We start from the raw sequence: 25,142 nt of genomic DNA, 5'->3' as shown, positions 1-25,142 counted from the left end.
GGTGCGGCGAGGTGGCTTTGTTAGCATGGCCGGGTTCCCGACGTCGTCGGGAATGGGGTCGCGAGATGACTGAGGGGTGCCATGACGCGCAGGCTCCCGTCTGCGCCGCCGCAGCTGCCGGGGCTCGATTACGTGCGTCCGCTGGGATCGGGCGGCTTCGCCGACGTGTTCCTGTATCAACAGGACATGCCGCGACGCGCGGTCGCCGTGAAGGTGCTGCCGGCCGGCGAGCGTGACCCCGACCTGCTGCGCATGTTCAATGCCGAGGCGGACGTGCTGGCGCATCTATCGGCGCACCCGGCGATCGTCACGGTCTACCAGGCCGGAATCTCCGCCGACGGACGGCCGTACATCGTGATGGAGTACTGTCCGGGCTCGCTCGCGCAGCGCTACCGGATCGAGCGGATGCCGGTGGACGAGGTGATGGCCGTCGCCGTACGTCTGGCCGGTGCGCTCGAGTCGGCGCACCGCGCCGGTCTCATCCACCGCGACATCAAGCCGAGCAACATCCTGGTGACCACTTTCGGGTCGGCGGTGCTGGCCGACTTCGGCATCTCCGCGTCGTTGCAGCGCAGCGCGGCATCCGACGTCCTGGCGATGTCGATTCCGTGGAGCGCGCCGGAAGTCGTCGCCGAGCACAGTGGCGGCACCATCGCGAGCGAGGTGTGGAGCCTGGGCGCGACCGTGTACTCACTGCTGGCCGGGCACAGTCCGTTCGAGCGGCGCGAGAAGGATCAGAACACCCGCGAGCTGATGCGTCGCCGCATCGCGCGGGCGACGTTCGTGCCGATCGCCCGCCCGGATGTTCCCGACGCGCTGCAGCAGGTTCTCGCGACGGCGATGACCCGAGACCCCGACCGTCGCTACGCCTCGGCGCGGGAGTTCGGCGAGGCCGTCCGCGAGGTGCAGCGCGCGGCCGGGATCGCGCCCACGGCGCTGGAGGTGCCGACGGAGGAGTGGATGCCGGCATCCGACGCGATCGACTTCACCGACGTGTCGGCACGAGGACCGGCGCGCAGCCGCGTCGCGGAGGGGCGTCGGCGCGCCACGGCGGATCCCACGGCCCGACGCACCCCCGGCGGGGATGAGGACGCGACGGGGCTGAGCGCCTCCGCGCCGCGTGCGCTGTGGTCACCGCGGGTCATCGCGCTCTCGATCGTCGGCGCCCTCGTCGTGGGCGGCGGACTGCTGGCCGCGGCCGCGGCGCTGTGGACGGTGATGCGCTGATGAGGCGGGGCAGCATCGTCGGTCTCGCCGCCGCGGGCGCGACGGCGGCGCTGATCGCCGGTGTCAGCGTGGTGTGGCCGGGCCTGGACGCGCAGCGCACCCCGCCGTCGCAGAGCTCCGCGTGGGTTCTGCAGGCCGACACGCTGCGCTACGCGCGCGTGAACACCGCGATCGGAGAGATCGACACGGTGCGCGCCGTCAGCAATCCGAGTCGGATCGTGACCTCCGCCGACGGTGCGTACATGTTCACCGACAACGACGCCAAGGTCGAGCGCATCGACGACGCCGCACCGGTCGATCTCGACGCCGAGGGGCTGCGCACCGCGACGCCCGCGCCCGCCGGGACGGCCGACATCGACGCCTCCGGTGACGTCGTGGTCTACCGCACCGATGCGGGGGCGGTCTTCGCGGGGCGGCTCTCGGCCGGACCCGCCGCGCCGATCGATGTTCCGGCCGCCGCCGCCGTGGCGGCCGCATCGTCGGGCGTGATCTTCAGCTATTCGGCGTCGGCCGGCACGGTTTCGCGGATCGACCTCGCCTCGGGAAGGGTCGCCGCCGCCGACAAGGTGGCGGCCACGGTGGAGCGCCCCGTCCTCACTGCCGCCGGCGATGACTGGGTGCTCCTGGACACTGCCGGCAGCGGTGCGGGACGGTTCTGGACAAGCCGTGGGACGGGCACGATCTCGCTGACGGGCACCATCGCGGTCAGCCGACCGGCGGTGGACGGCGATGCCGTCTACGTCGCCGACGACACGGGTCTGGTGCGCATTCCCGTCTCCGCGGTCGCGGCCGAGCGCATCTTCGGTGACAGCACGACCTCGCGAGGCACCCCCGCCCGTCCGGTCAGTCGTGGCGGCGTCATCAGCGCCGCGTGGCTTGCCGAGGGCACGCGCGGGGGCACCCTGTGGACCTCCACCGGAGGGGATGTGCCACTGGACTACGGCGGGCAGGGTCTGGGCTCCCAGCGTCGCCCCGTCTTCGTGGATGCCGGCGACAGCGTGATCCTCAACGATGCGCGATCAGGGTGGGTCTGGTCCGTCCCGGAAGGGCGCCTGCTGCCCTCCAGCCAGAACTGGGACATCGAGGACGAGGTGAAGACGGCGCCGAAGACGTCGGACCAGAAGCCGCCGCCCATCATCGACCCGCGCCCTCCGGTCGCCGAGAACGATGCGTTCGGCGTGCGGCCGGGTGCCCTCGTGAGCCTTCCGGTCCTGCTGAACGACCACGATCCCAACGATGACGTCCTCGCCGTCGACCCGGCATCGGTCACCGGCCTCGACCCCGCCTTCGGCACCGTGACCACCACCGACGACCGCCAGCGCCTTGCGGTGCGGGTCGCCCCCGGAGCGACGGGATCGGCGACGTTCAGCTATGCGGTCACCGACGGCACGACGGCGGACGGGCTCGTTTCGCCGCCGGCAACGGTGACGCTGCGCGTCGCGGCGGAGGAGGAGAACTCCGCCCCGGTGTGGTGCGGCGTCGAGGGGTGCCGCCAGGACTGGCCGAGCCCCGAGGTGGCTCCCGGGGGCACGGTGACCGTTCCCGTGCTCGGCGACTGGGTGGACCCGGAAGGCGACCCCGTTCTGCTCCTGTCGGCGAGCGACGACTCCGGTCTCGGCGAGGTCGCCACCACCCCGGAGGGCGACGTCGTGTTCCAGCACCGCGACGCCGGGGTGGCCGGCGAGCAGGCCGAGTCGATCACGGTGACCGTCGCCGACGTCCGCGGCGCGACCGCGACCCGGCAGCTCGTCGTGCGGATCCGGGGCGACGCGCAGCCGGCCCTGCAGTCGTTCGCGGTCGTCGACGTGGCGGGCGCGCGCGTGTCGGTCGACGTCGCCCCGCACGTTACGGGGACCGCCGGCGACCTGTCGCTGACCGCGGCGCGCGTGCTCGATGATGCGGCGGCCACCGCGACCGTCGTCGGCGGCTCGACCACGTTCGACGTCGTCGCGGCGTCGCCGGGCGCCTACCGTGTCGCCGTCACGGTGTCTTCGGGAGGGCACGAGGCCAGCGGCACCGTCCGACTCACGCTGCTCGACCCCGGCGGGCCCGCCGACCTGTCCACCTCGCCGGTCGTCGCCTTCGTGCGTCCGCAGGCCGATGCCACCGTCGACGTCCTGGCCGCGGTCACCAACCCCACCCGGCGGGTGCTGCTGCTGAGCGATCTGGTCATCCGCCCGGTCACCGGTGCGTCCCTGTCGGCCGACGTCGTGGCCCAGAGCCAGCTGCGGGTGTCGGGCTCGACGGCATCCGGCGCGTCGGGTCTGCTGGGAACCGTCTCGTACCGGGTCGGCGACGGCACGACCGACGAGGGTTCGGCCATCACCGGTGAAGCGACGGTGTACCTGCTGCCGCCCGCCGCCGAGCAGGCGCCGATCGCCGTCGACGATCGTGCCGTCGTGCGCGCGGGCGCGCAGATCGACATCCCGGTGCTGGACAATGACGTCGCGGCGGTCGGCACCCGCCCTCGCCTGGACCCCGAGTCGATCGTCGCCTCGCGCCCCGACGTCCTCGCCTTCGCCGCCGGTGATGTGCTGCGGTTGCTGGCTCCCGCGACGCCGGGGGACGTCACGATCTCCTATCGGGCGTTCACGACCGGCGCACCGGCGCTCGGCGACACCGCCACGGTGCACCTGAGCGTGGTCGGCGACGGAGCGAACCGCGACCCCCTGCCGCGGACGCTCTCGGGGCGGGTGCTCAGCGGACTGTCCACGGTCATCGCGTTCGACGGCTTCGGGATGGATCCGGACGGCGACGTCGTGCGTCTGGATCGCATCGTCGATCAGCCCGCGCACGGCTCGGCCGTCATCTCCGCCGACGGTGCGTCCATCGTCTACTCCAGCGATGCCGGGAGTTCGGGGCAGGACACGTTCACCTACCGGGTGGTGGACCCGTCCGGCGCCGCGGGCGTCGGAACCGTCCGCGTCGGGGTGCTGAGCGGCGATGCCAGTCCTGCCCCCATCACCTACACCGATTACGTGCAGGTGCAAGCCGGTGACGGCAACGTGCTGCGCGTGCATCCCCTCGCCAATGACATCGACCCCCTGCAGGGCACGCTGACCCTGCAGCGGGTGCGCCCCGACGTGCCTCAGTTCGCGTTGGACGGGTCGCCGACGGCGGAGTTCACTCGTCTGCAACAGCGACTCGTGTCGCAGAGCGACGACACGGTCACGATCGCGGCGGGACCGACACCCGGGACGATGTCGTTCCTCTACGACGTGGTCTCCTCGGCCGGAAACACCGCCCGCGGCCTCATCGTCGTGCGGGTGGTCGCCCAGCGCGTCGCCGACTTCCCGGTCGTCTCCGACACCGTGCTCGACGCCGACGGACGCGCCGATCTGGCGCGAGGCATCGACGTGCTCTCCGGCAAGGTGCTGTGGTCCGGAGGCGACACGGGCGACCTGTCGGTCGGGCTCTGGGCACCGGTGGACGGCATCACCGTCGAGGGGACACGCCTGGTGGGCACCGTCGATGACCGCGCCCACGTGATCCCCTTCTCGGTCACGGGGCAGACGTCCGCCGGACCCGTGACGACGTACGCGTTCCTGAGGATCCCGGCCGCCGCCGATACGCCGTTGGCGCTGCGTGCCGGGGCGCCCCCGCTCACCGTCGGCGAGAACGCGCAGGCCGATGTCGACCTCGCCGCGCTCATCACGGTGCCACGCGGTCGTGCCCTGGAGCTGTCCGGCGAGACCCGCGCCTCGGGCGCGCGGCCCGGGGCATCGTGCACCGCCGTCGGCGGAACCACCCTGCGTTACGCGGCCGGCGCGGACGCGCCGTGGACGGACACCTGCCGGGTGCTCGTACGCCTGGCCGGTCAGCCGGCCTGGACCGTCCTGGCCATCCCGGTCGTGGTGACCCCGATCGCCCCGCAGCCGCGGCTGTCGCCGGCCGCGCTCGAGGTCGCTCCGGGCGACACCCAGGTCTTCGATCTCGGCGCGATGACCACCTGGCAAGGGCGCCCCGAGGCGATCGTCTACCGGGTCGACGGGACCCCGGCATCCTTCGACCTCGCGCTGCAGGGCGCGCAGCTGAGCGTTCGAGGCCGCGATGCGGCCGCGCCCGGCACGATCGAGAGCGTCGTCGTCCAGGTGACGTCGCACCCGGGTGTCGCCCCGGCGCGGATCTCCCTGCGGGTCGGCGCCGCCCCGTCCACGTTGCCCCAGGGCGGTTCGGTGCAGCAGCAGTGCAGCCAGGCATCGGGCTCGTCGTGCGCGATCGACGTCATCGGTGCGGCCGGCGAGGTCAACCCGCTGCCGGGTACGCCGCTGCAGGTCGTCTCGGTCGCCCCGGCCGGCGTCTGCACCGGAGTGAGCTTCGCGGTGGTCTCGCCCAGCCGCGTCTCGGCATCGTGGACCTCGGATGCGCCGGGTGCGACGTGCGCGGCGAGCTTCACCGTCCGCGACGCCCAGGGCCGCCAGAGCGCGAGCGCCCGGGACGGGCGGATCCTCCTCGACCTGCAGGGCTATCCGAAGGCGCCGGCGAGCGTGGCCCAGTCCGCCTACGCCGACGGCTCTCTCACGCTCCGCGTCGATCCCGGACCGGCGCAGGCCGCCTACCCGGTGCTCACCGGGTTCGAGGTCCGTCAGGGCGGCCAGCGCGTGGCGGTGTGCACCCCGCAGGGCATCTGCCCGCCGATCAGCGCCCCGAACGGCGAGCAGCGCTCCTACGAGGCCGTCGCGGTGAATGCGGTGGGGTCATCGCTCACCGCGGTGCGCACGACCGCGTGGGCGTACGACCCGCCGTCCGCTCCCACGGGTGCGACCGCGGCTCCCGTCGTCGCAGGCGCCGACGGCGGCGTCGCGTCGCTGGCGATCTCCGGCGTGGATGCCGCGAACACCGGATCTCTGCAGATCACCAGTCCGGTCGGCGAGACGCAGACGATCGCCGTCGGCTCGTCGCAGACCACCGTCACGGTGCCCGCGTTCCGCGTGGGCGCGAACACGGCGACCGACGTGACGATCACGCCGCTGTCGCGGTACACGGCCCCGCCGGGCCTGCCCGGCCCCGCCATCGGCTCCACGACGGTGTCGGCGCACGGCATCGGTGCGCCGACGCAGGGCACCCTGACCCTCACGGCCGTCAACGTCGGCGGCGGCCGCGTCGACATCACGGCGGTGGGAACGGCGACGCCGGGCGGCGACGGCGCCCGCGTGCGGTACGGCATCGTGCGTCTCGACGGCCCCGTCGGCCAGGACGGCGCCCCGGTCTCCGTCGACAGCTGTCGCACGAGCGACGACGGCGGACAGCGCGTCTTCCGCGGTCTCCCGGACGGGCGCCTGTACACCTTCGCCCTCTGCGCGGAGTCGTGGTTCGATTCCCGCTCCTTCGGTCGGGCCACCGTCACCAACACGGTGCGCGCGGTGCAGAGCGGAGCCGCGCCGACCGGGTACACCTTCGTCGTCGGCCCCACCGCCCACGTCGCCGGCGACGGCACCCCGTCGGGCCGCGCCACGTGGACGATCGATCAGACGCCCACGTCGCCCGAGACGCCGCCGAACGACAACAACGTCGTCTTCCGGGGACTGCCGAGCAGCGTGTTCGACAAAGACCCCGGGATCGAGGTGCGCTACGAGCACAAAGACGGGTGGTGGCAGTCGGACTGGGGCGACGTCGTCCCCGCCGCTGGCAGCGCTCCCTACCAGGTGCAGGCGTCCTGGTCGCTCGGCACGTGCACCGGCGGCACGACCCTCACGCGCACCGCCGGATCGAGCGGCTCGGATGCCGCGGTGACATTCGATGCCGCCGGCATCCGCTACTACGACAAGAACGACGCGTTGCTGGTTCCCGGCACGGATCCGTGGACGGTGCCCGCGGAAGCCGTGCGCGTCACCGGCATCCGTGTCGTCGTCGACTGGTCCGGGCAAGGCTGGAACCTCGCCCCCGCGAGCGCAGAACTCGCGACACGCTGTACGCCCTCCACCGCGCCGAACCCGGCCGGCTGACCCGACGGAGTCCTCATGACGATCACCACCGAGCAGGCGACCTGGTTCGCCCAGACCTTCGCGCAACTGGCCGACAACGTCGAGCGCGCCGTGCTCGGCAAGCGTCACGTCGTCGAGCTCATCCTGACCGCCATGCTCAGCGAAGGACACGTCCTCATCGAGGACGTGCCGGGCACGGGCAAGACATCCCTCGCTCGCGCCGTGGCCCAGTCGGTGCAGGGGACGACGACCCGCATCCAGTTCACGCCCGACCTGCTTCCGGGCGACATCACCGGAATCACCGTCTACGACCAGAAGACCGGCGCGTTCGAGTTCCACCCCGGCCCCATCTTCGCCAACATCGTCCTCGCCGACGAGATCAACCGCGCGAGTCCGAAGACGCAGGCCGCGCTTCTCGAAGTGATGGAGGAGGGGAGCGTGACCATCGACGGCGTCACGCGCGCCGTCGGCGCCCCCTTCCTCGTGCTCGCCACGCAGAACCCGGTCGAGCAAGCCGGCACCTACCGACTGCCCGAGGCCCAGCTCGACCGCTTCCTGCTGCGCACGGCGCTCGGCTACCCCGATCATGCGGCCACTGTCCGCATCCTCGACCGCGCCGCGGTCGCGACCGCGGACCTGGCGCCCGTGCTCACTCCGGGCGCGCTGGTCGGTATGGGCGAACTGGCCGCTGACGTCTACGTGGACGCGCTCGTGCTCGACTACATCGCGCGGCTCGTCGATGCGACACGAGCCGCTGACGAGGTGCGCCTCGGCGTCAGCATCCGCGGGGCTCTCGCCCTGACGCGTGCCGCACGTACCACCGCCGCCGCCCACGGTCGCACCTACGTCACTCCCGACGACGTCAAGCGTCTCGCCGTCCCGGTTCTCGCCCACCGCCTGATCCTGCATGCGGAGGCCGAGTTCGACGGTGTGGCCCCCGAGGCGGTCATCGGCCAGGTCCTTCTCGACGTGCCGCCGCCCACCCGCCGGGACAGCGCGTGAGCAGCGTCGAGAGCCGCTCGTCCGTGACCGACACCCGGCTCACGCGCACCTCGGCCACCGGACTCACCGGCGAGCGGACCGAGGTGACGGCTCGCCGCGGACGTCGCCTCGTGGGAGCGGCCGTCCGCGCCTCGCGAGCCTGGGCGAGCGGACGTTCGGCCGTGCGCGCCGCCATCGCCTGGTGTCGTGCCACGATCCGGCCCGCCGGGGCCCTGGTCGTGCTCACCTCGACCGTCGGCCTCGCCGCCGGTCTCGCGTTCGGATGGGTCGAGGCGCTCGTCGCCGGGGCGGCGGCCGGGGCACTGCTCGTGATGGCCCTGCCCTTCTTGCTCGGAGCCCGCGCGTACGAGGTGCGGGTGGTGCTCGAGCGGGAGCGCGTCGTCGCCGGGGCGGCGGCGCGGGCGGGCATCACCGTGCGCAACATCGGGCGCACCACGGCGCTGCCGGGCCGCATCGACATCCCGATCGGACCCGGTCTGGTCGAGGTCGGCATCCCGCTCCTCGCCGCCGACGAGGTCTCCCGGCACGCGGTGGATCTGCCGCCGCAGCGGCGCGGCATCGTGCGCATCGGCCCCGCGACGACGATCCGCTCCGACCCGCTCGGTCTGCTGCGGCGCGAGCACGCCTTCGACGAGGTGCAGGAGCTGTTCGTCCACCCGCGCACGGTCACCGTGCCGTCCACGAGCGCGGGACTCATCCGCGATCTCGACGGCAGCGCGACCCGGCGACTGGTCGATGCGGACATGTCCTTCCACGCGATCCGCGAGTACGCGCCCGGTGATGCGCGCCGACAGATCCACTGGAAGTCGACCGCGAAGACGGGCCGGCTGATGGTCCGGCAGTACGAGGAGTCGCGCCGCTCGCGGATGGCGGTCGTGCTGGGACTCTCCAGCGCGGAATACGCGTCCGACGACGAGTTCGAACTCGCCGTCAGTGCGGCGTCCTCCCTGGCGCTGCGGGCTGTGCACGACGCGCGCGACCTCGACATCGTCGTCGGCGCCGAGATCCCGCGCGTCGTGCGGGGTCGCCTGCGCGCCATCCGACACATCGCCGCGAGCGCTCCGCGCGCCGTGCTCGACGGCTTCAGCGGTGTCGATCGTCTCGTCGAGACGATGCCGTTCCCCGAGGTGTGCCGGCTGACCGCCGAGGCGAACGAGCGGCTCTCGGTCGCCGTGCTGGTCGCCGGCTCGGGCGTGCCTCTCACGTCCCTGCGCCTGGCGGCACTGGCTTTTCCGGTGGATGCCGCGATCATCGCCGTCCGCTGCGACGAGCGCGCGCATCCGCGCGCGCAGACCGTCGGTCCCCTCACCGTCGTCACGATCGGTGCGCTCGAGGACCTCGCCGGACTCCTCCTGCGCGGAGCGCGCTCGTGAGGGTCGCGGCCGGGGCGCTGTACGCTCTCGCAGCCGTGGGGCTGGCGGCGGTCGCGGCATGGCCGGTCTACCGCTCGGCGTCGTTCCTGCTGCTGGTGGCTGCGGCATCCGTTCTCGCGGGAGCGATCGCCGCCCTCGTCGCCTGGCGGCGATGGAACGGCTGGGCTGCCGCCGGGCTGCTCGCCGGTGCACTCCTGGTGGTCGGAGTGCCCGTGGCCGTCCCGTCGCGCGCCGGAGCACCGGCGCCGTTCCTCCAGGGACTGGGTGAGCTCGTCGCGGGACTGCTGTGGGGCTGGAAGGACCTGCTCACCGTCGACCTGCCGGTCGGGTCGTATCGCAACCTGCTGGTGCCGGCGCTCGTCGTGTTCCTCGTCGGTACCGCCAGCGTCCTGCTGCTGAGCTGGCGCACAGACGCGCTCGCCGTGCTCGCTGTGCCCGTGGCGATCGCGATGGCCGGCTTCGGGCTGCTGTTCGGCAGCACGGAGCTCAGCGCGCCGCTGGTCGTCGGACCCGTCGTCCTTCCCGCTCCGGTCGAAACGGCCGTCGGCGCCGGGGTGCTGCTCAGTGGGGTGCTGTGGCTGTCGTGGCGCACCCGCGCCGCGCGGGTGCAGGCACTTCGTCGAGCGTCGGGCGCGGCCAGCGTGCGCGTGGCCGGCGGCCCCGCGCGGGGAGCGGGTGCGCGACTGCGCCGGCTCGGGCTCGGCGTCGGCATGGTCGCCGTCGCCGCGGCCGTCGCCGTCTCGGTGCCGGCGGTGGCGGTGCCGTCGCAGCGCGACGTCCTACGCGAGGCGACGGGACCGCGTCAGGAGATCTCCCGCGCGGTCAGCCCGTTGAGCGCGTATCGAACGCTGTTCGCCGATGCGCGCGTCGACGAGGAGCTGTTCCGGGTCGCCGGCGATGCGCTGCCCGATCGCGTGCGACTGGCCGTCCTGGACGATTACGACGGCGCGGTCTTCCGCACCGATCCGGCGGGAGAGCCGTTCGTGCGGCTCGCGGCGGCGCGCGTCCTCGGTGCGGGCGCTCCCATCGACGCCGAGGTGACGATCGGTGCGCTGGACGGCATCTGGATGCCGACGGCCGGAGCCGTGGCCTCCATCGACTTCGCCGGGCCGCGCGCCGCCGCGCTCGCCGACGGGTTCTACGTGAGCGGTGCCCGGGAGGCGGCGGTCGAGACGACACCGTGGAGCGCCGGCGACACCTATCGCCTGCGCGCCGCGGCACCGGCGGTGAGCGCCCTCACCTCGGCGGCTGCTCCCGGGGGGCAGGCGGGGGTGTCGGTGACCGCGGCCGACGGCGGCGAGCTCGTCGCGCCGGCGAGCCTGCGCACCTGGGTGCAGCAGCATGCCGTCGGCACGGGCGGTGCAGCCCTGGACGGACTCGTCGCGCTGCTGCGCTCGCGCGGCTACCTGAGCCACGCGCTGCGCGCTCCGGCCGGCGGCGCCGCGTGGATGCAGCAGCTCGGGACGGGCTACACCTTCGCGCCGAGCGCATCGGGACACTCGCTGGCGCGCATCGACAGCATGTTCACGGCATTGCTCACCCGCGAGGCCGACCCCGCCGCCGTGGCTGCGGACGACCTCGTGGCCGCCGTCGGCGACGACGAGCAGTTCTCGACCGCCGTCGCCCTCATCGCCCGCGAGTTGGGCTTTCCGGCGCGGATCGTCGTCGGCACGCGGCTCGTGTCGAGCGACCCGGACGTCGCGACGTGCGTCGACGGAGTGTGCCGCGCCGGCGACGTCTCGGCCTGGGTGGAGGTGCGCTCGGCATCCGGGGAGTGGATCCCGGTCGACGTCACCCCCCAGCACACGCGCCCGCCGCGCACCGAGCGCACCGAGCAGCCCGACCCGCAGATCGCCACGTCGGTGCGCCCCGACGGGGTCGACGAGGTCCAGCCCCAGCGTCCCGCGCAGGAGGACAGTGCCGCGCCGACCGACCGACCCGACCCTCTCGACCTGCGCTGGCTGTGGACGACGCTGGGTATCACCGGCGGCGTCCTCGCGGTTCTGCTCGTGCTCGCCGGCCCGTTCGCGGCGATCATGATCGCCAAGGCCCTGCGCCGCCGACGGCGACGGCGCCAGGACCGACCCGCCGACGCGATCGCCGGGGGATGGGACGAGTACCTCGACGCCGCCGCCGACGCCGGCCGTCGCACACCGCCCGCGGCCACGCGCTCCGAGATCGCACGGGCGCTGGCTCGTCCTGCGGCGGGAACCCTCGCGCGGACGGCCGATGAAGCGGTCTTCTCCGCCCGCCCGATGTCCTTCGACGAGGCCGAGGAGTTCTGGCGGATCGTCGAGGACGAGCGGGCCGCGCTCGCGACGAACAGGTGGCGCCGGCTGCGTGCAGCCGTATCGTTGAGATCGTTCGTCCCGCGATCGTTCCGGTCACACTTCGAGAGGGGGAGCCGTGCGGCCTCGCGCCCGCGGCGCACCGCATGAACGCACCCATCGGCGACTCCGTCGGCGCTCTGCTGGGCCTCGTCGCCCTGGCGGTGGGCCTCGCTCTCTATGTCTGGACCGCGCTGGCGCTGGCCGCGATGTTCCGCAAGATGGGAGAGGCCCCCTACAAGGGGTGGGTTCCCGTGTGGAACGTCGCCACCCTCCTCCGGTGGGGAGGCTTCAGCCCGTGGCTCGTTCTGATCGGGCTCTTCCCGGTGCTGGGGCCGATCGCGCTGTGGGTGCTGGTCGTCGTCGCGGCGCACCGGATCAATCCGGGCTTCGGCTACGGGGGCGGCATGACCGCCCTCGCGGCGGTGCTGTTCGTCGTGTGGGCGAGCATTCTCGGTTTTGGGCCCGCGCGATGGCTCGGCGCGCGCGCCGGCGGCATGTCGGCGCACCGCCGCGAACAGCCTCGTGCGAGCCTCGGCGGTGTGTTCGCCGAACCCGCCCCGATGACGCCGGAAGCCGCGGTCGTCTCTGCATTGCCGCCGGCCGTGGCGGCGGAGCCGGCAGCACCGACCGACGACGTGCGCGAGGACGACGACGACCTGGCGCGGCTCTTCGCTCCTCCCGCTCCCGCCGCCGCACCGGCCTGGACCCCGCCGGAGACGACGGTGCCGCCCGCCTCGCCGTCGACGGCCGCCCCGGCGCCCGCGGAACCTGCCCCCGCGGAACCTGCTCCCGCACGGTCCGAGGCGGGAACCGTCGCCGTCGAGGCGCTCGACGAGCCCGTCGCGACGTCGTCGCCGTCCCCGGCCGCCGTCGTCCGTCCGCCCGCTCCGGCGCCCGTATCGGCATCCGCCGCGGTCCGCGCCGGGGAAGCCGCCGCTGACGACGACGCGGCGTGGCCGTCGGAGATCGATGATGTCTCGGCGATCGCGCCCTCCCCGTTCCCGCCCAGCTCCGGTGCCGGATGGCGCCACGCGATGCCGCCGGTCACCGATGATGCCCCCATCGACTTCGTGCCGGGCCGGCGCAGCACCGCGCTGCCGTCGCCGCACGACGTCGGCGAGGCGGCGGATGCGCCGGCACCGGCGCCCCGGGTCTCCGCTGCCGCGGCAGCCGCCCGAGCCGCCCATGGCGCACCGGCCGAACCCGCCGCGGACGCGTCCGACTCCGCGGTCGACGGCTCCCAGGCGGGCTCCTCGGATGCGCCCGCCGCGGGGGAGCGTGGGCTCGCGCCGGAGGCGGCGGAGCCGCCGCTGCGTCGCGCACGACCGTGGCCGGCGTTCGCGGTCGCCCCGAACGAACCCGATGGCTTCCCGGAGCTGTCGGGCGAGGTCTCGGCGGTCATCGGATCGCCCGCCGCCGGGTCGCCCCGCTCCGCCGCGGGCGCCGTCGCGGCCCAGCATCGCCGCGACCAGAGCGTCGACGACGACATCGACCAGACGGTGATCACGCGGCGGGTCCGCGCGGCCGTGTGGCAGTTGGTCCCCGCCGCCGGCGCACCGGTGGCGATCACGGCGGACGTCGTCATCCTCGGGCGTCGCCCGGCAGCCGACACGGCCTTCCCGAAAGCGCAGCTCATCGCCGTTGCGGGCGAGGCTCTCACCGTGTCCAAGACCCACGCCCGCCTCGAACGGCACGACGACGTCTGGACGATCACCGATCTGGCCTCGACGAACGGGGTGCTCGTTCGCACCTTCATGGGCGAGGAGGTCGAGGTGGAGCCGGGCTCGAAGATCGACGCGGGGGAGCGGTTCTTCCTCGGCGACGAGGAGTTCCACCTCGCGCGCATCGAACGCTGAGGCGAGCGCGGCGGGAGCAGGGCGCGACTCACCGGGCGCGTTTGCCCGCGTTCGTCATACGGCGTAGTATTGACCGGGTGTGCGTATACGCGCGCCGTCCGCCGTGCCACGGCATCCGGACGGGGTTCGGCACACGATCGGGACCGGTCTGCGAACAGGCCGCCCCCACGGCATATCCACCACCCATGCTCGGCATCCGCCGTGTCGGTGGATCTGTGGTGAAACCACCATCGCTGTCACCGTGCAGCACCTGTGCAGGCGAGAGCCCGCACAGCTTTACAAGGAGAGAACGTGCCAACCATTCAGCAGTTGGTTCGCAAGGGACGTACGCCCAAGGTCACCAAGACCAAGGCGCCCGCCCTGAAGTCGAACCCGCAGCAGGCGGGTGTCTGCACCCGCGTGTACACGACCACGCCCAAGAAGCCGAACTCGGCGATGCGCAAGGTCGCCCGTGTCAAGCTTCGCAACGGCACCGAGGTCACGGCCTACATCCCGGGTGAGGGTCACAACCTGCAGGAGCACTCGCTCGTGCTCGTCCGTGGAGGCCGTGTCAAGGACCTCCCCGGTGTCCGCTACAAGATCGTTCGCGGCGCCCTGGACACCCAGGCCGTCAAGAACCGCAAGCAGGCCCGTAGCCGCTACGGCGCCAAGAAGGGCTGAGTCCGATGCCTCGCAAGGGACCCGCACCTCGCCGCGTCGTCGTCAACGACCCGGTCTACGGTGCTCCGATCGTCACCCAGCTGGTGAACAAGATCCTCGTCGACGGCAAGAAGTCGCTCGCCGAGTCGATCGTCTACAACGCCCTGAAGGGCGTCGAGGCGAAGAACGGCCAGGATGCCGTCGCGACCCTCAAGAAGGCGCTCGACAACGTCCGCCCCACCCTCGAGGTCAAGAGCCGCCGCGTCGGTGGCTCGACCTACCAGGTGCCGGTCGAGGTCAAGCCGCACCGCGCGAACACGCTCGCGCTGCGCTGGCTCGTCAGCTACGCGAAGGGTCGTCGTGAGAAGACGATGACCGAGCGTCTGCAGAACGAGATCCTCGACGCCTCGAACGGCCTGGGTGCCGCGGTCAAGCGCCGCGAAGACACCCACAAGATGGCCGAGTCGAACCGCGCCTTCGCTCACTACCGCTGGTAACGCGTTTCGACGCGCTGCGCTCGCTCAACGACCGGCGGTCACTCCCCGGTCGTTGAGCGAGGCCCGCAGGGCCGCGTCGAAGCGTCCGCAACCCGAACACACACGTAAGGACACCCCGTGGCACAAGAAGTGCTCACCGACCTCAACAAGGTCCGCAACATCGGCATCATGGCGCACATCGATGCCGGCAAGACGACGACGACCGAGCGCATCCTGTTCTACACGGGTGTCAACCACAAGCTGGGCGAGACCCACGACGGCGCCTCGACCACCGACTGGATGGAGCAGGAGAAGGAGCGCGGCATCACGATCACGTCCGCCGCTGTGACCTGCTTCTGGAACAAGCACCAGATCAACATCATCGACACCCCCGGACACGTGGACTTCACGGTCGAGGTCGAGCGGTCGCTGCGCGTCCTCGACGGTGCCGTCGCCGTCTTCGATGGCAAGGAGGGCGTCGAGCCCCAGTCCGAGACGGTCTGGCGCCAGGCCGACAAGTACGACGTGCCCCGCATCTGCTTCGTCAACAAGATGGACAAGCTGGGCGCCGACTTCTACTTCACCGTCGACACGATCGTGAACCGTCTGGGCGCCAAGCCACTCGTGCTGCAGCTGCCGATCGGTGCCGAGAACGACTTCGTGGGCGTCGTCGACCTCGTCGAGATGCGCGCACTGGTCTGGCCCGGCGACGCCAAGGGTGATGTCACCATGGGCGCCAAGTACGAGGTCCAGGAGATCCCGGCCGACCTCGCCGACCGAGCGGCCGAGTACCGCGAGAAGCTGCTCGAGACGGTCGCCGAGTCCGACGAGGCGCTGCTGGAGAAGTACTTCGGCGGCGAAGAGCTCACGCTCGCCGAGATCAAGGGCGCCATCCGCAAGCTCACCGTCGCCGGTGACCTGTACCCGGTGCTCTGTGGTTCGGCCTTCAAGAACCGCGGCGTGCAGCCGATGCTCGACGCGGTCGTGGACTACCTGCCCTCGCCCCTGGACGTGCCCGCCATCGAGGCGCACGACCCGAAGGACGAGGAGAAGGTCATCGAGCGTCACCCCGACGCCAACGACCCCTTCGCCGCGCTCGCGTTCAAGGTCGCGGTGCACCCCTTCTTCGGCCGTCTGACCTACATCCGCGTCTACTCGGGTCACCTCGACTCGGGTGCGCAGGTCATCAACTCGACCAAGGGCAAGAAGGAGCGCATCGGGAAGATCTTCCAGATGCACGCCAACAAGGAGAACCCCGTCGACGCGGTCACCGCGGGCAACATCTACGCCGTGATCGGCCTGAAGGACACCACCACCGGTGACACCCTCGCCGACCCGAACGAGCCCGTCGTCCTCGAGTCGATGACCTTCCCCGAGCCCGTCATCGAGGTCGCCATCGAGCCGAAGACCAAGGCCGACCAGGAGAAGCTGGGCACCGCGATCCAGAAGCTCGCCGAAGAGGACCCGACCTTCCGCACCGAGCTCAACCCCGAGACCGGCCAGACGGTCATCAAGGGAATGGGCGAGCTGCACCTCGACATCCTCGTCGACCGCATGAAGCGCGAGTTCAAGGTCGAGGCCAACGTCGGAAAGCCCCAGGTGGCGTACCGCGAGACGATCAAGAAGGCCGTCGAGCGTCACGACTACACCCACAAGAAGCAGACCGGTGGTTCGGGTCAGTTCGCGAAGATCCAGTTCGCGATCGAGCCGCTCGAGGTCACGGCCGACAAGACGTACGAGTTCGAGAACAAGGTCACCGGTGGCCGCATCCCGCGCGAGTACATCGAGCCGACCAACCAGGGCTTCCAGGACGCGATGAACGTCGGTGTCCTCGCGGGCTACCCCGTCGTGGGCGTCAAGGCGATCCTGCTCGACGGCGCGTCGCACGACGTCGACTCGTCCGAGATGGCGTTCAAGATCGCCGGCTCCATGGGCTTCAAGGAGGCCATCCGCAAGGCGAACCCCGCCATCCTCGAGCCGCTCATGGCGGTCGAGGTGCGCACGCCCGAGGAGTACATGGGCGACGTCATCGGCGACCTGAACTCGCGTCGTGGCCAGATCCAGTCGATGGAGGACGGGTCGGGCATCAAGATCGTCCGCGCCCTCGTCCCGCTGTCGGAGATGTTCGGCTACATCGGCGACCTGCGCTCGAAGACCTCGGGCCGGGCCGTGTACTCGATGGAGTTCGACTCGTACGCGGAGGTCCCCAAGGCCGTCGCCGACGAGATCGTCCAGAAGAACAAGGGCGAGTAACCCTCTGGGATGCTGTGCGCCGAGCCTTCTGCGTAGACCGCTTCGCGCACAGCATCCGCACAAACTGAATACAGACCCAGTCGTCTAGACTGACACCCATCCCCGTAGAGCACCGGTCGCAATCCAGCGCCCGGAACCTCTACATGAATGTCCTGAGGAGGACCCAGTGGCCAAGGCCAAGTTCGAGCGGACCAAGCCGCACGTCAACATCGGAACGATCGGTCACGTCGACCACGGCAAGACCACGCTCACCGCTGCGATCTCGAAGGTGCTCGCCGACAAGTACCCGTCGGCGACCAACGTGCAGCGTGACTTCGCGTCGATCGACTCGGCTCCCGAAGAGCGTCAGCGTGGTATCACGATCAACATCTCGCACGTCGAGTACGAGACCCCGAAGCGCCACTACGCGCACGTCGACGCGCCCGGCCACGCCGACTACATCAAGAACATGATCACCGGTGCCGCTCAGATGGACGGCGCGATCCTCGTGGTCGCCGCCACCGACGGTCCGATGGCTCAGACGCGCGAGCACGTTCTGCTCGCCAAGCAGGTCGGCGTTCCCTACCTGCTGGTCGCGCTCAACAAGAGCGACATGGTCGACGACGAGGAGATCCTGGAGCTCGTCGAGCTCGAGGTTCGTGAGCTGCTCAGCTCGCAGGACTTCGACGGCGACAACGCTCCCGTCGTCCGCGTCTCGGGCCTGAAGGCTCTCGAGGGCGACGAGAAGTGGGTCGAGTCGATCGTCGAGCTGATGAACGCCGTCGACGAGTCCATCCCGGACCCGGTGCGCGACAAGGACAAGCCGTTCCTCATGCCCATCGAGGACGTCTTCACGATCACCGGTCGTGGCACCGTCGTCACGGGCCGCGCCGAGCGTGGCACGCTGGCCATCAACTCCGAGGTCGAGATCGTCGGCATCCGCCCGACGCAGAAGACGATCGTCACCGGTATCGAGATGTTCCACAAGCAGCTCGACGAGGCCTGGGCCGGCGAGAACTGTGGTCTGCTCCTGCGCGGCACCAAGCGTGACGACGTCGAGCGTGGTCAGGTCGTCGTCAAGCCGGGTTCGGTCACGCCGCACACCGACTTCGAGGGCACCGCGTACATCCTCTCCAAGGAGGAGGGTGGCCGTCACAACCCGTTCTTCACGAACTACCGCCCGCAGTTCTACTTCCGCACCACCGACGTCACCGGCGTCATCACGCTGCCCGAGGGCACCGAGATGGTCATGCCCGGCGACACCACGGAGATGACGGTCGAGCTGATCCAGCCGATCGCCATGGAAGAGGGCCTCGGCTTCGCGATCCGTGAGGGTGGCCGCACCGTCGGTGCCGGTACCGTCACCAAGATCCTGAAGTAAGCACTTCACACCGACGATGCCCCCGGGAGCCACGTGCTCCCGGGGGCATCGTCGTCTCTGCGCGACCATCCCCCTAGGCAGCCGGCTCCCGCGACGCCAGAATGTCCTCAGCGCGCTCCCGCGCGGTATCGATCGACCAGGAGGGGATGGCCATGGGGCTGGACGACATCGTGAATCAGGGTAAGCAGTTCCTCGAGCAGAACAAGGACAAGATCGACGAGGTGATCCACTCCGACAAGGCGGAGGAGGTCAGCGACGGCGTGCTGGACGCTGCGGCCGACTTCGTCAAGAAGATCGCCCCCGATCAGTTCGACGCGAAGGTCGACGAGGTGCGCGACCAGGTCGACGGCGCCATCGGCAACTGACCGGCGATCAGCGCCGACGTGGTCGGATGAGGGGGTGGATGCCGCGGCATCCACCCCCTCATCGCACCGTGTCGAAAACGAGATCAAACCCGACTTGACGCCGGGTCGCGCACCATCTAGCGTCAGCAGTGGTCAGTACGACGCCGGGGGGCTGAAAACCGACTGAACGAACTGTGGGGGTTCGTTCCGCCGCATCGCGCAGAAGTTGCGTGTGTGCACGGTGACAGGTTGTGGGGGCATGAGCGCTGCTCGTGGATGTATGGGGGATGCTGTTCGGGGGACCCGAGCGCACTCGTCGCGGTTCGGCGTTTCCGACCGCGTGTCCCTGGCTCCTGCCGGCGATGGACTCCTCGCCGTCGATGTGGATGCCGGGGGGCGTCCTCATCGCGGTCGTCCGCGTCTGCACGTCGTTCTGGACGCCGCGCCATCGCGTCGGGGGGACGCGGCGCGCTGAGACCCGGGACGCGCGGTCGGGGGGTCGCGCGTCCCGCGGAGACCGGGAGGGGTGGGCTTTCCCCAAGGGCCCGCCCCTCCCCTTTTTCTGTCTCACGAGTGCGACGAGATCCCGCGCACGCGTCACTCATGCGGCGGCGACACGCCCGGGTTTGCGACACGCCCGGCGGACACGTAGACTAGTCCAGTTCCACATTCCTGCGTGCGCGCGACTGACAAGACTCGCGGCGTGCGGGATCACTGCCAGGGCAGTGCATAGGCGGCGCATCCTCTTCGGAATCGCGCACTGACCTAGGCCGCGGGCAGCAGAACAACACAATCCGATCTCTCCTGGTCACAGGATTCGTGCGCGTGCGCGCGAACGATCGGAACTGACATCAGAACAGCGGTGCGCAAGTGCCCGGCACAACCCTGTGCCATGTGCGTCCAATGCCCCCTGAGTGATCAGGGCAGGTACGACGCGAGAAAGAGAGTGAGCAGACAATGGCGGGACAGAAGATCCGCATTCGCCTGAAGTCGTATGACCACGAGGTCATCGACACGTCGGCGCGCAAGATCGTCGACACGGTGACCCGCGCAGGCGCCACCGTCGTGGGCCCCGTGCCCCTTCCGACCGAGAAGAACGTCGTGTGCGTCATCCGGTCGCCCCACAAGTACAAGGACAGCCGCGAGCACTTCGAGATGCGCACCCACAAGCGCCTCATCGACATCATCGACCCGACGCCCAAGGCCGTCGACTCGCTGATGCGCCTCGACCTCCCGGCCGACGTCAACATCGAGATCAAGCTCTGAGGTCCCGGTCATGGCACACATCAACGAAAAGGTTTCCAAGGGCCTGCTCGGCACGAAGCTCGGCATGACCCAGGTCTGGGACGAGAACGGCAAGCTCGTTCCCGTCACCGTCATCGAGGTGGCCCCCAACGTGGTCACCCAGGTGCGCACGCCGGAGCGCGACGGCTACAACGCCGTCCAGATCGCCTACGGCCAGATCGACCCCCGCAAGGTCAACAAGCCCCAGACGGCCCACTTCGAGGCCGCGGGCGTGACCCCCCGCCGCCACCTCACCGAGGTGCGCACCGCGGATGCCGCTGACTACTCACTCGGTCAGGAGCTCACCGTGGACGCCACCTTCGAGGCCGGCCAGCTTGTCGACGTCGTCGGCACCAGCAAGGGCAAGGGCACCGCGGGTGTCATGAAGCGCCACAACTTCAAGGGTGTCTCCGCCTCGCACGGTGCGCACCGCAACCACCGCAAGCCCGGCTCGATCGGCGCCTCGTCGACGCCGAGCCGCGTCTTCAAGGGCATGCGCATGGCCGGCCGTATGGGTGGCGAGCGCGTGACCGTCCTCAACCTCACGGTGCACGCCGTCGACGCCGAGAAGGGTCTGCTGCTCGTCAAGGGCGCCGTCCCCGGTGCGCGCGGCCGCATCGTCTACGTCCGCAACGCAGTGAAGGGTGCCTGATCATGGCTGACTCGACTCTCGCGCTCGACGTCCACAGCCCCAGCGGCAAGAAGGCCGGCTCGGTCGCTCTTCCCGCTGCGCTGTTCGACGTCAAGACGAACATCCCGCTGATCCACCAGGTCGTCGTCGCGCAGCTCGCGGCGGCTCGCCAGGGCACGCACTCGACCAAGCGTCGTGGCGAGGTCTCCGGTGCCGGCCGCAAGCCCTTCAAGCAGAAGGGCACGGGTAACGCCCGTCAGGGCTCCATCCGCGCGCCGCACATGACCGGTGGTGGCATCGTCCACGGCCCGAAGCCGCGCGACTACTCGCAGCGCACCCCCAAGAAGATGATCGCCGCCGCCCTTCTGGGCGCGCTGAGCGACCGTGCTCGCGGTGGCCGTCTGCACGTCGTGGACTCCTTCGGCATCGAGGGCGCCCCGTCGACCAAGGCCGCTGCGGCCGTCCTCGCCGAGCTCGCTCCGACCAAGAACGTCCTGGTCGTCATCGAGCGTGGCGACGAGCTGTCGGTCAAGAGCGTTCGCAACCTCGCGTACGTCCACGTCCTCAGCTTCGACCAGCTGAACGCCTACGACGTGCTCGTCTCCGACGACATCGTCTTCACCAAGGCCGCCTACGACGCGTTCGTCGCGTCCAAGAGCGCCACCACCGAGGAGGTCTCGGCATGAACGTCTCCCTCAACAAGGACCCGCGCGACATCATCCTGAAGCCGGTCGTCTCGGAGAAGAGCTACGGGCTCATCGACGAGGGCAAGTACACCTTCCTGGTGGACCCGCGCTCCTCGAAGACCGAGATCAAGCTCGCGATCGAGAAGATCTTCGGCGTCAAGGTCGCCGCGGTCAACACGCTCAACCGCGCGGGCAAGTCCCGCCGCACCCGCTTCGGCACCGGTAGGCGCAAGGACACCAAGCGCGCCATCGTCACGCTCAAGTCGGGCACCATCGACATCTTCACGGCCGTCGGCTGACAGCTGGGATAGAGGACAACCAACATGGCTATTCGCAAGTACAAGCCCACGACCCCGGGTCGCCGCGGTTCGTCGGTGGCCGACTTCGCCGAGATCACGCGATCGACGCCCGAGAAGTCGCTGCTCCGTCCGCTGTCGAAGACCGGTGGTCGCAACAACCAGGGGCGCATCACCACGCGTCACATCGGTGGCGGTCACAAGCGTCAGTACCGCGTCATCGACTTCCGTCGCAATGACAAGGACGGCGTCAACGCCAAGGTCGCACACATCGAGTACGACCCCAACCGCACCGCGCGCATCGCGCTGCTGCACTACGTGGACGGCGAGAAGCGCTACATCCTCGCGCCGAACAAGCTGCAGCAGGGCGACATCGTCGAGTCCGGTCCGGGCGCCGACATCAAGCCGGGCAACAACCTGCCGCTGAAGAACATCCCCACCGGTACCGTGATCCACGCGATCGAGCTCCGCCCCGGCGGCGGCGCGAAGATGGCGCGTTCGGCCGGTGCGTCGGTTCGCCTGGTCGCCAAGGACGGCCCCTACGCGCAGCTTCGTCTGCCGTCGGGCGAGATCCGCAACGTCGACGCGCGCTGCCGCGCCACGATCGGCGAGGTCGGCAACGCCGAGCAGTCGAACATCAACTGGGGCAAGGCCGGCCGTAACCGCTGGAAGGGCATCCGCCCGACCGTCCGCGGTGTCGCGATGAACCCGGTCGACCACCCGCACGGTGGTGGTGAGGGCAAGACGTCCGGTGGACGTCACCCCGTCTCTCCTTGGGGCCAGGCTGAGGGTCGCACCCGCCACGCCAACAAGGAAAGCGACAAGTACATCGTCCGTCGTCGCAACGCCGGCAAGAAGCGCAAGTAGGAGTAGAGGAAGATGCCTCGCAGCCTGAAGAAGGGCCCCTTCGTCGACGAGCACCTGCTTCGCAAGGTCGTCTCGCAGAACGATGCCGGCACCAAGAACGTCATCAAGACCTGGTCGCGCCGTTCGATGATCATCCCCGCCATGCTGGGACACACCATCGCCGTGCACGACGGACGCAAGCACATCCCCGTGTTCGTGTCCGAGACCATGGTCGGTCACAAGCTGGGCGAGTTCGCGCCCACCCGCACCTTCCGCGGCCACGAGAAGGACGACAAGAAGGGTCGCCGCCGCTGACGCGGTGGCGTTCCTAGAGAGGACTAGAGGAGGAGAGAAATGGTGGATTCCATCGCACGCGTGAAGCACATCCGCGTGACCCCTCAGAAGGCTCGTCGTGTCGTCGCGCTGATCAAGGGCAAGCAGGCTCAGGAGGCCCTGGCCATCCTGAAGTTCGCGCCCCAGAGTGCCAGCGAGCCGATCTACAAGCTCGTCGCCGCTGCGGTCGCCAACGCCCGTGTGAAGGCTGACAAGGACGGCGAGTTCCTGGACGAGCAGGACCTGTACGTGCGCAACGCGTACGTCGACGAGGGCACGACGCTCAAGCGTTTCCAGCCCCGCGCACAGGGCCGCGCCTTCCAGATCAAGAAGCGCACGAGCCACATCACCGTCGAGCTCGCGACCCCCGAGGTCGATGAGGCCGCGGCCGGCTCCACGAACAAGAAGGCGAGCAAGTAATGGGACAGAAGGTCAACCCGTACGGCTTCCGCCTCGGCATCACCACGGACCACGTGTCGCGTTGGTTCTCCGACTCCACGAAGCCGGGACAGCGTTACGCCGACTACGTGGCCGAGGACGTCAAGATCCGCAAGCTCCTGCAGACGCAGCTGGACCGCGCCGGCGTGAGCGGCATCGAGATCGAGCGCACGCGTGACCGCGTCCGCGTCGACATCCACACCGCCCGCCCCGGCATCGTCATCGGTCGCCGCGGCGCCGAGGCCGAGCGCATCCGCGCCGACCTCGAGAAGCTCACCGGCAAGCAGATCCAGCTGAACATCCTCGAGGTCAAGAACCCCGAGGCCGACGCTCAGCTGGTCGCCCAGGGCATCGCCGAGCAGCTCTCCGCCCGCGTGGCCTTCCGCCGCGCGATGCGCAAGGGTCTGCAGGGCGCACAGCGCGCCGGCGCCAAGGGCATCCGCATCCAGGTCTCGGGTCGTCTCGGCGGCGCCGAGATGAGCCGTTCGGAGTTCTACCGCGAGGGTCGTGTGCCGCTGCACACGCTGCGCGCGAACATCGACTACGGCTTCTACGAGGCCAAGACCACCTTCGGCCGCATCGGTGTGAAGGTCTGGATCTACAAGGGCGACCTCACCAACAAGGAGCTCGCTCGCGAGCAGGCCAACGCGCCGAAGGCACCCCGCGGTCGTGACGACCGTGGTGGCGACCGTCGTCGCGCGCCCCGCAACGAGGCGCCCGTCGCAGAAGGAGCATCGGCATAATGCTTATTCCCCGTAAGGTCAAGTACCGCAAGCAGCACCACCCGGGTCGCGCGGGCCAGGCCACCGGCGGCACGAAGGTCTCCTTCGGCGAGTTCGGCATCCAGGCCCTCACCCCCGCGTATGTGACCAACCGTCAGATCGAGTCCGCTCGTATCGCGATGACGCGTCACATCAAGCGTGGCGGCAAGGTGTGGATCAACATCTACCCCGACCGTCCCCTCACCAAGAAGCCCGCCGAGACCCGCATGGGTTCCGGTAAGGGTTCGCCGGAGTGGTGGGTCGCCAACGTCAAGCCGGGTCGCGTCCTGTTCGAGGTCGCGGGCGTCAACGAGCAGCTCGCTCGCGAGGCGCTCACCCGTGCAATTCACAAGCTGCCCCTGAAGGCACGCATCATCAAGCGCGAGGAGGGCGACGCGTAATGGCTGTCGGAACCAAGACGCTCGCTCCGAGCGAGCTGGACACGTTCGAGGACCAGCGCCTCGTCGAAGAGCTGCGCAAGGCCAAGGAAGAGCTGTTCAACCTGCGCTTCCAGTCGGCCACCGGCCAGCTCGAGAGCCACGGCCGCATTCGCGCCGTCAAGCGCGACATCGCGCGGCTCTACACCGTGATCCGCGAGCGCGAGCTCGGCATCCGTGCCACGCCCGCCCCCGTCGAGGTCGCGTCCAAGGCGAAGAAGACCAAGGCCAAGAAGGCGGATGACGCTGCCGAGGCCACGAAGGAAGAGGCCGAGTGATGGCTGAGACCACCGAGAAGAAGGCCGCCAAGAAGGCGCCGGCCGCCGAGGCCGTCGTCGAGGCGCCCGCTGCCGGTCACGAGTCGGCTGCCCACGACGTGCGCGATGCGGACGCCCGTGGCTACCGCAAGTCGCGTCGTGGCTACGTCGTCAGCGACAAGATGGACAAGACGATCGTCGTCGAGGTCGAAGACCGCGTGAAGCACCCGCTCTACGGTAAGGTCATCCGTCGCACGTCGAAGGTCAAGGCCCACGACGAGCAGAACAGCGCCGGCATCGGCGACCTCGTGCTGATCAACGAGACCCGGCCGCTCAGCGCCACCAAGCGGTGGCGCCTGGTCGAGATCCTCGAGAAGGCGAAGTAAGAA

22 protein-coding genes are annotated in these 25,142 nt (G+C 70.2%); all 22 read left to right on the top strand.

Features of this window, described 5'->3' with window-relative positions:
* Positions 1 to 81: 81 nt before the first annotated feature.
* The 22 genes from ACT53O_RS02805 to rpsQ all read left to right on the top strand — a co-directional run bounded on the left by ACT53O_RS02805 (position 82) and on the right by rpsQ (position 25,139).
* Positions 82 to 1,227 carry a serine/threonine-protein kinase gene (locus tag ACT53O_RS02805; RefSeq protein WP_036320741.1) on the top strand — a complete coding sequence of 382 codons (1,146 nt, stop codon included), beginning with the start codon at positions 82 to 84 and terminating at the stop codon, positions 1,225 to 1,227.
* Positions 1,227 to 7,172, top strand: a complete 5,946-nt coding sequence (locus tag ACT53O_RS02800) for an Ig-like domain-containing protein (RefSeq protein ID WP_476151278.1) — start codon at positions 1,227 to 1,229, stop codon at positions 7,170 to 7,172. Before ACT53O_RS02805 ends, ACT53O_RS02800 begins: the two co-directional genes overlap by 1 nt.
* A 15-nt stretch (positions 7,173 to 7,187) precedes the next feature.
* Positions 7,188 to 8,153, top strand: coding sequence for an AAA family ATPase (locus tag ACT53O_RS02795; protein ID WP_294945203.1), 966 nt, complete (start codon positions 7,188 to 7,190; stop codon positions 8,151 to 8,153).
* Between the two features lie 23 nt (positions 8,154 to 8,176).
* Positions 8,177 to 9,526: a DUF58 domain-containing protein gene (locus ACT53O_RS02790; protein ID WP_476151277.1), complete on the top strand. Its 1,350-nt coding sequence runs from the start codon at positions 8,177 to 8,179 to the stop codon at positions 9,524 to 9,526.
* Positions 9,523 to 11,964 (top strand): transglutaminase-like domain-containing protein, encoded by a 2,442-nt coding sequence (locus ACT53O_RS02785; RefSeq protein ID WP_476151276.1) that lies wholly within the window; start codon positions 9,523 to 9,525, stop codon positions 11,962 to 11,964. The genes ACT53O_RS02790 and ACT53O_RS02785 overlap by 4 nt, the downstream gene beginning before the upstream one ends.
* Entirely contained in the window at positions 11,961 to 13,712 is a 1,752-nt protein-coding gene (locus tag ACT53O_RS02780) for an FHA domain-containing protein (protein WP_476151274.1), read from the top strand. Before ACT53O_RS02785 ends, ACT53O_RS02780 begins: the two co-directional genes overlap by 4 nt.
* A 291-nt stretch (positions 13,713 to 14,003) precedes the next feature.
* Positions 14,004 to 14,372 carry a 30S ribosomal protein S12 gene (rpsL, locus tag ACT53O_RS02775; protein WP_036318318.1) on the top strand — a complete coding sequence of 123 codons (369 nt, stop codon included), beginning with the start codon at positions 14,004 to 14,006 and terminating at the stop codon, positions 14,370 to 14,372.
* Positions 14,373 to 14,377: 5 nt separating this feature from the next.
* Positions 14,378 to 14,848, top strand: a complete 471-nt coding sequence (gene rpsG, locus ACT53O_RS02770; RefSeq protein ID WP_005050524.1) for a 30S ribosomal protein S7 — start codon at positions 14,378 to 14,380, stop codon at positions 14,846 to 14,848.
* Positions 14,849 to 14,965: 117 nt separating this feature from the next.
* Positions 14,966 to 17,080: an elongation factor G gene (fusA, locus tag ACT53O_RS02765; protein WP_005050523.1), complete on the top strand. Its 2,115-nt coding sequence runs from the start codon at positions 14,966 to 14,968 to the stop codon at positions 17,078 to 17,080.
* A gap of 166 nt (positions 17,081 to 17,246) precedes the next feature.
* Positions 17,247 to 18,440, top strand: a complete 1,194-nt coding sequence (gene tuf, locus ACT53O_RS02760) for an elongation factor Tu (protein ID WP_005050522.1) — start codon at positions 17,247 to 17,249, stop codon at positions 18,438 to 18,440.
* Between the two features lie 152 nt (positions 18,441 to 18,592).
* The gene (locus ACT53O_RS02755; RefSeq protein WP_476151271.1) at positions 18,593 to 18,805 is read left to right on the top strand and encodes an Rv0909 family putative TA system antitoxin; all 213 of its coding nucleotides are present in this window, start codon (positions 18,593 to 18,595) and stop codon (positions 18,803 to 18,805) included.
* A gap of 936 nt (positions 18,806 to 19,741) precedes the next feature.
* Positions 19,742 to 20,050 (top strand): 30S ribosomal protein S10, encoded by a 309-nt coding sequence (gene rpsJ / locus ACT53O_RS02750; protein ID WP_005050520.1) that lies wholly within the window; start codon positions 19,742 to 19,744, stop codon positions 20,048 to 20,050.
* A 10-nt stretch (positions 20,051 to 20,060) separates the two neighbouring features.
* Positions 20,061 to 20,720, top strand: a complete 660-nt coding sequence (gene rplC, locus ACT53O_RS02745) for a 50S ribosomal protein L3 (RefSeq protein ID WP_005050519.1) — start codon at positions 20,061 to 20,063, stop codon at positions 20,718 to 20,720.
* A 2-nt stretch (positions 20,721 to 20,722) separates the two neighbouring features.
* Positions 20,723 to 21,385 carry a 50S ribosomal protein L4 gene (gene rplD, locus ACT53O_RS02740; RefSeq protein ID WP_036318319.1) on the top strand — a complete coding sequence of 221 codons (663 nt, stop codon included), beginning with the start codon at positions 20,723 to 20,725 and terminating at the stop codon, positions 21,383 to 21,385.
* Positions 21,382 to 21,684 carry a 50S ribosomal protein L23 gene (rplW, locus tag ACT53O_RS02735; protein ID WP_433720346.1) on the top strand — a complete coding sequence of 101 codons (303 nt, stop codon included), beginning with the start codon at positions 21,382 to 21,384 and terminating at the stop codon, positions 21,682 to 21,684. Before rplD ends, rplW begins: the two co-directional genes overlap by 4 nt.
* Positions 21,685 to 21,708: 24 nt before the next feature.
* The gene (rplB, locus tag ACT53O_RS02730) at positions 21,709 to 22,548 is read left to right on the top strand and encodes a 50S ribosomal protein L2 (protein ID WP_036318321.1); all 840 of its coding nucleotides are present in this window, start codon (positions 21,709 to 21,711) and stop codon (positions 22,546 to 22,548) included.
* 12 nt (positions 22,549 to 22,560) lie between these two features.
* Positions 22,561 to 22,842, top strand: coding sequence for a 30S ribosomal protein S19 (gene rpsS, locus ACT53O_RS02725; RefSeq protein WP_005050512.1), 282 nt, complete (start codon positions 22,561 to 22,563; stop codon positions 22,840 to 22,842).
* A gap of 39 nt (positions 22,843 to 22,881) precedes the next feature.
* The gene (gene rplV / locus ACT53O_RS02720) at positions 22,882 to 23,280 is read left to right on the top strand and encodes a 50S ribosomal protein L22 (RefSeq protein WP_016463574.1); all 399 of its coding nucleotides are present in this window, start codon (positions 22,882 to 22,884) and stop codon (positions 23,278 to 23,280) included.
* Positions 23,280 to 24,041 (top strand): 30S ribosomal protein S3, encoded by a 762-nt coding sequence (gene rpsC / locus ACT53O_RS02715; protein ID WP_016463573.1) that lies wholly within the window; start codon positions 23,280 to 23,282, stop codon positions 24,039 to 24,041. The genes rplV and rpsC overlap by 1 nt, the downstream gene beginning before the upstream one ends.
* Positions 24,041 to 24,460, top strand: coding sequence for a 50S ribosomal protein L16 (gene rplP / locus ACT53O_RS02710; protein ID WP_016463572.1), 420 nt, complete (start codon positions 24,041 to 24,043; stop codon positions 24,458 to 24,460). Before rpsC ends, rplP begins: the two co-directional genes overlap by 1 nt.
* A complete protein-coding gene (gene rpmC / locus ACT53O_RS02705) occupies positions 24,460 to 24,774 on the top strand; it encodes a 50S ribosomal protein L29 (protein WP_005050508.1) in 315 nt (104 codons plus the stop codon). Before rplP ends, rpmC begins: the two co-directional genes overlap by 1 nt.
* Positions 24,774 to 25,139, top strand: a complete 366-nt coding sequence (gene rpsQ / locus ACT53O_RS02700; protein ID WP_036284607.1) for a 30S ribosomal protein S17 — start codon at positions 24,774 to 24,776, stop codon at positions 25,137 to 25,139. Before rpmC ends, rpsQ begins: the two co-directional genes overlap by 1 nt.
* Positions 25,140 to 25,142: the final 3 nt, after the last annotated feature.

This window comes from Microbacterium sp. DMC48 (assembly GCF_056313825.1).
The sequence above is the reverse complement of the archived record's forward strand: the minus strand, read 5'-3'. Positions and strand labels throughout refer to the sequence as shown.

Bases quoted from the DNA above. Each gene is read 5' to 3' on its own strand.
- ACT53O_RS02805 (WP_036320741.1), top strand. From the start codon at position 82: ATGACGCGCAGGCTCCCGTCTGCGCCGCCGCAGCTGCCGGGGCTCGAT.
- ACT53O_RS02800 (WP_476151278.1), top strand. From the start codon at position 1,227: ATGAGGCGGGGCAGCATCGTCGGTCTCGCCGCCGCGGGCGCGACGGCG.
- ACT53O_RS02795 (WP_294945203.1), top strand. From the start codon at position 7,188: ATGACGATCACCACCGAGCAGGCGACCTGGTTCGCCCAGACCTTCGCG.
- ACT53O_RS02780 (WP_476151274.1), top strand. From the start codon at position 11,961: ATGAACGCACCCATCGGCGACTCCGTCGGCGCTCTGCTGGGCCTCGTC.
- rpsG (WP_005050524.1), top strand. From the start codon at position 14,378: ATGCCTCGCAAGGGACCCGCACCTCGCCGCGTCGTCGTCAACGACCCG.
- ACT53O_RS02755 (WP_476151271.1), top strand. From the start codon at position 18,593: ATGGGGCTGGACGACATCGTGAATCAGGGTAAGCAGTTCCTCGAGCAG.
- rpsJ (WP_005050520.1), top strand. From the start codon at position 19,742: ATGGCGGGACAGAAGATCCGCATTCGCCTGAAGTCGTATGACCACGAG.
- rplC (WP_005050519.1), top strand. From the start codon at position 20,061: ATGGCACACATCAACGAAAAGGTTTCCAAGGGCCTGCTCGGCACGAAG.
- rplD (WP_036318319.1), top strand. From the start codon at position 20,723: ATGGCTGACTCGACTCTCGCGCTCGACGTCCACAGCCCCAGCGGCAAG.
- rplW (WP_433720346.1), top strand. From the start codon at position 21,382: ATGAACGTCTCCCTCAACAAGGACCCGCGCGACATCATCCTGAAGCCG.
- rplB (WP_036318321.1), top strand. From the start codon at position 21,709: ATGGCTATTCGCAAGTACAAGCCCACGACCCCGGGTCGCCGCGGTTCG.
- rpsS (WP_005050512.1), top strand. From the start codon at position 22,561: ATGCCTCGCAGCCTGAAGAAGGGCCCCTTCGTCGACGAGCACCTGCTT.
- rplV (WP_016463574.1), top strand. From the start codon at position 22,882: ATGGTGGATTCCATCGCACGCGTGAAGCACATCCGCGTGACCCCTCAG.
- rpsC (WP_016463573.1), top strand. From the start codon at position 23,280: ATGGGACAGAAGGTCAACCCGTACGGCTTCCGCCTCGGCATCACCACG.
- rplP (WP_016463572.1), top strand. From the start codon at position 24,041: ATGCTTATTCCCCGTAAGGTCAAGTACCGCAAGCAGCACCACCCGGGT.
- rpmC (WP_005050508.1), top strand. From the start codon at position 24,460: ATGGCTGTCGGAACCAAGACGCTCGCTCCGAGCGAGCTGGACACGTTC.
- rpsQ (WP_036284607.1), top strand. From the start codon at position 24,774: ATGGCTGAGACCACCGAGAAGAAGGCCGCCAAGAAGGCGCCGGCCGCC.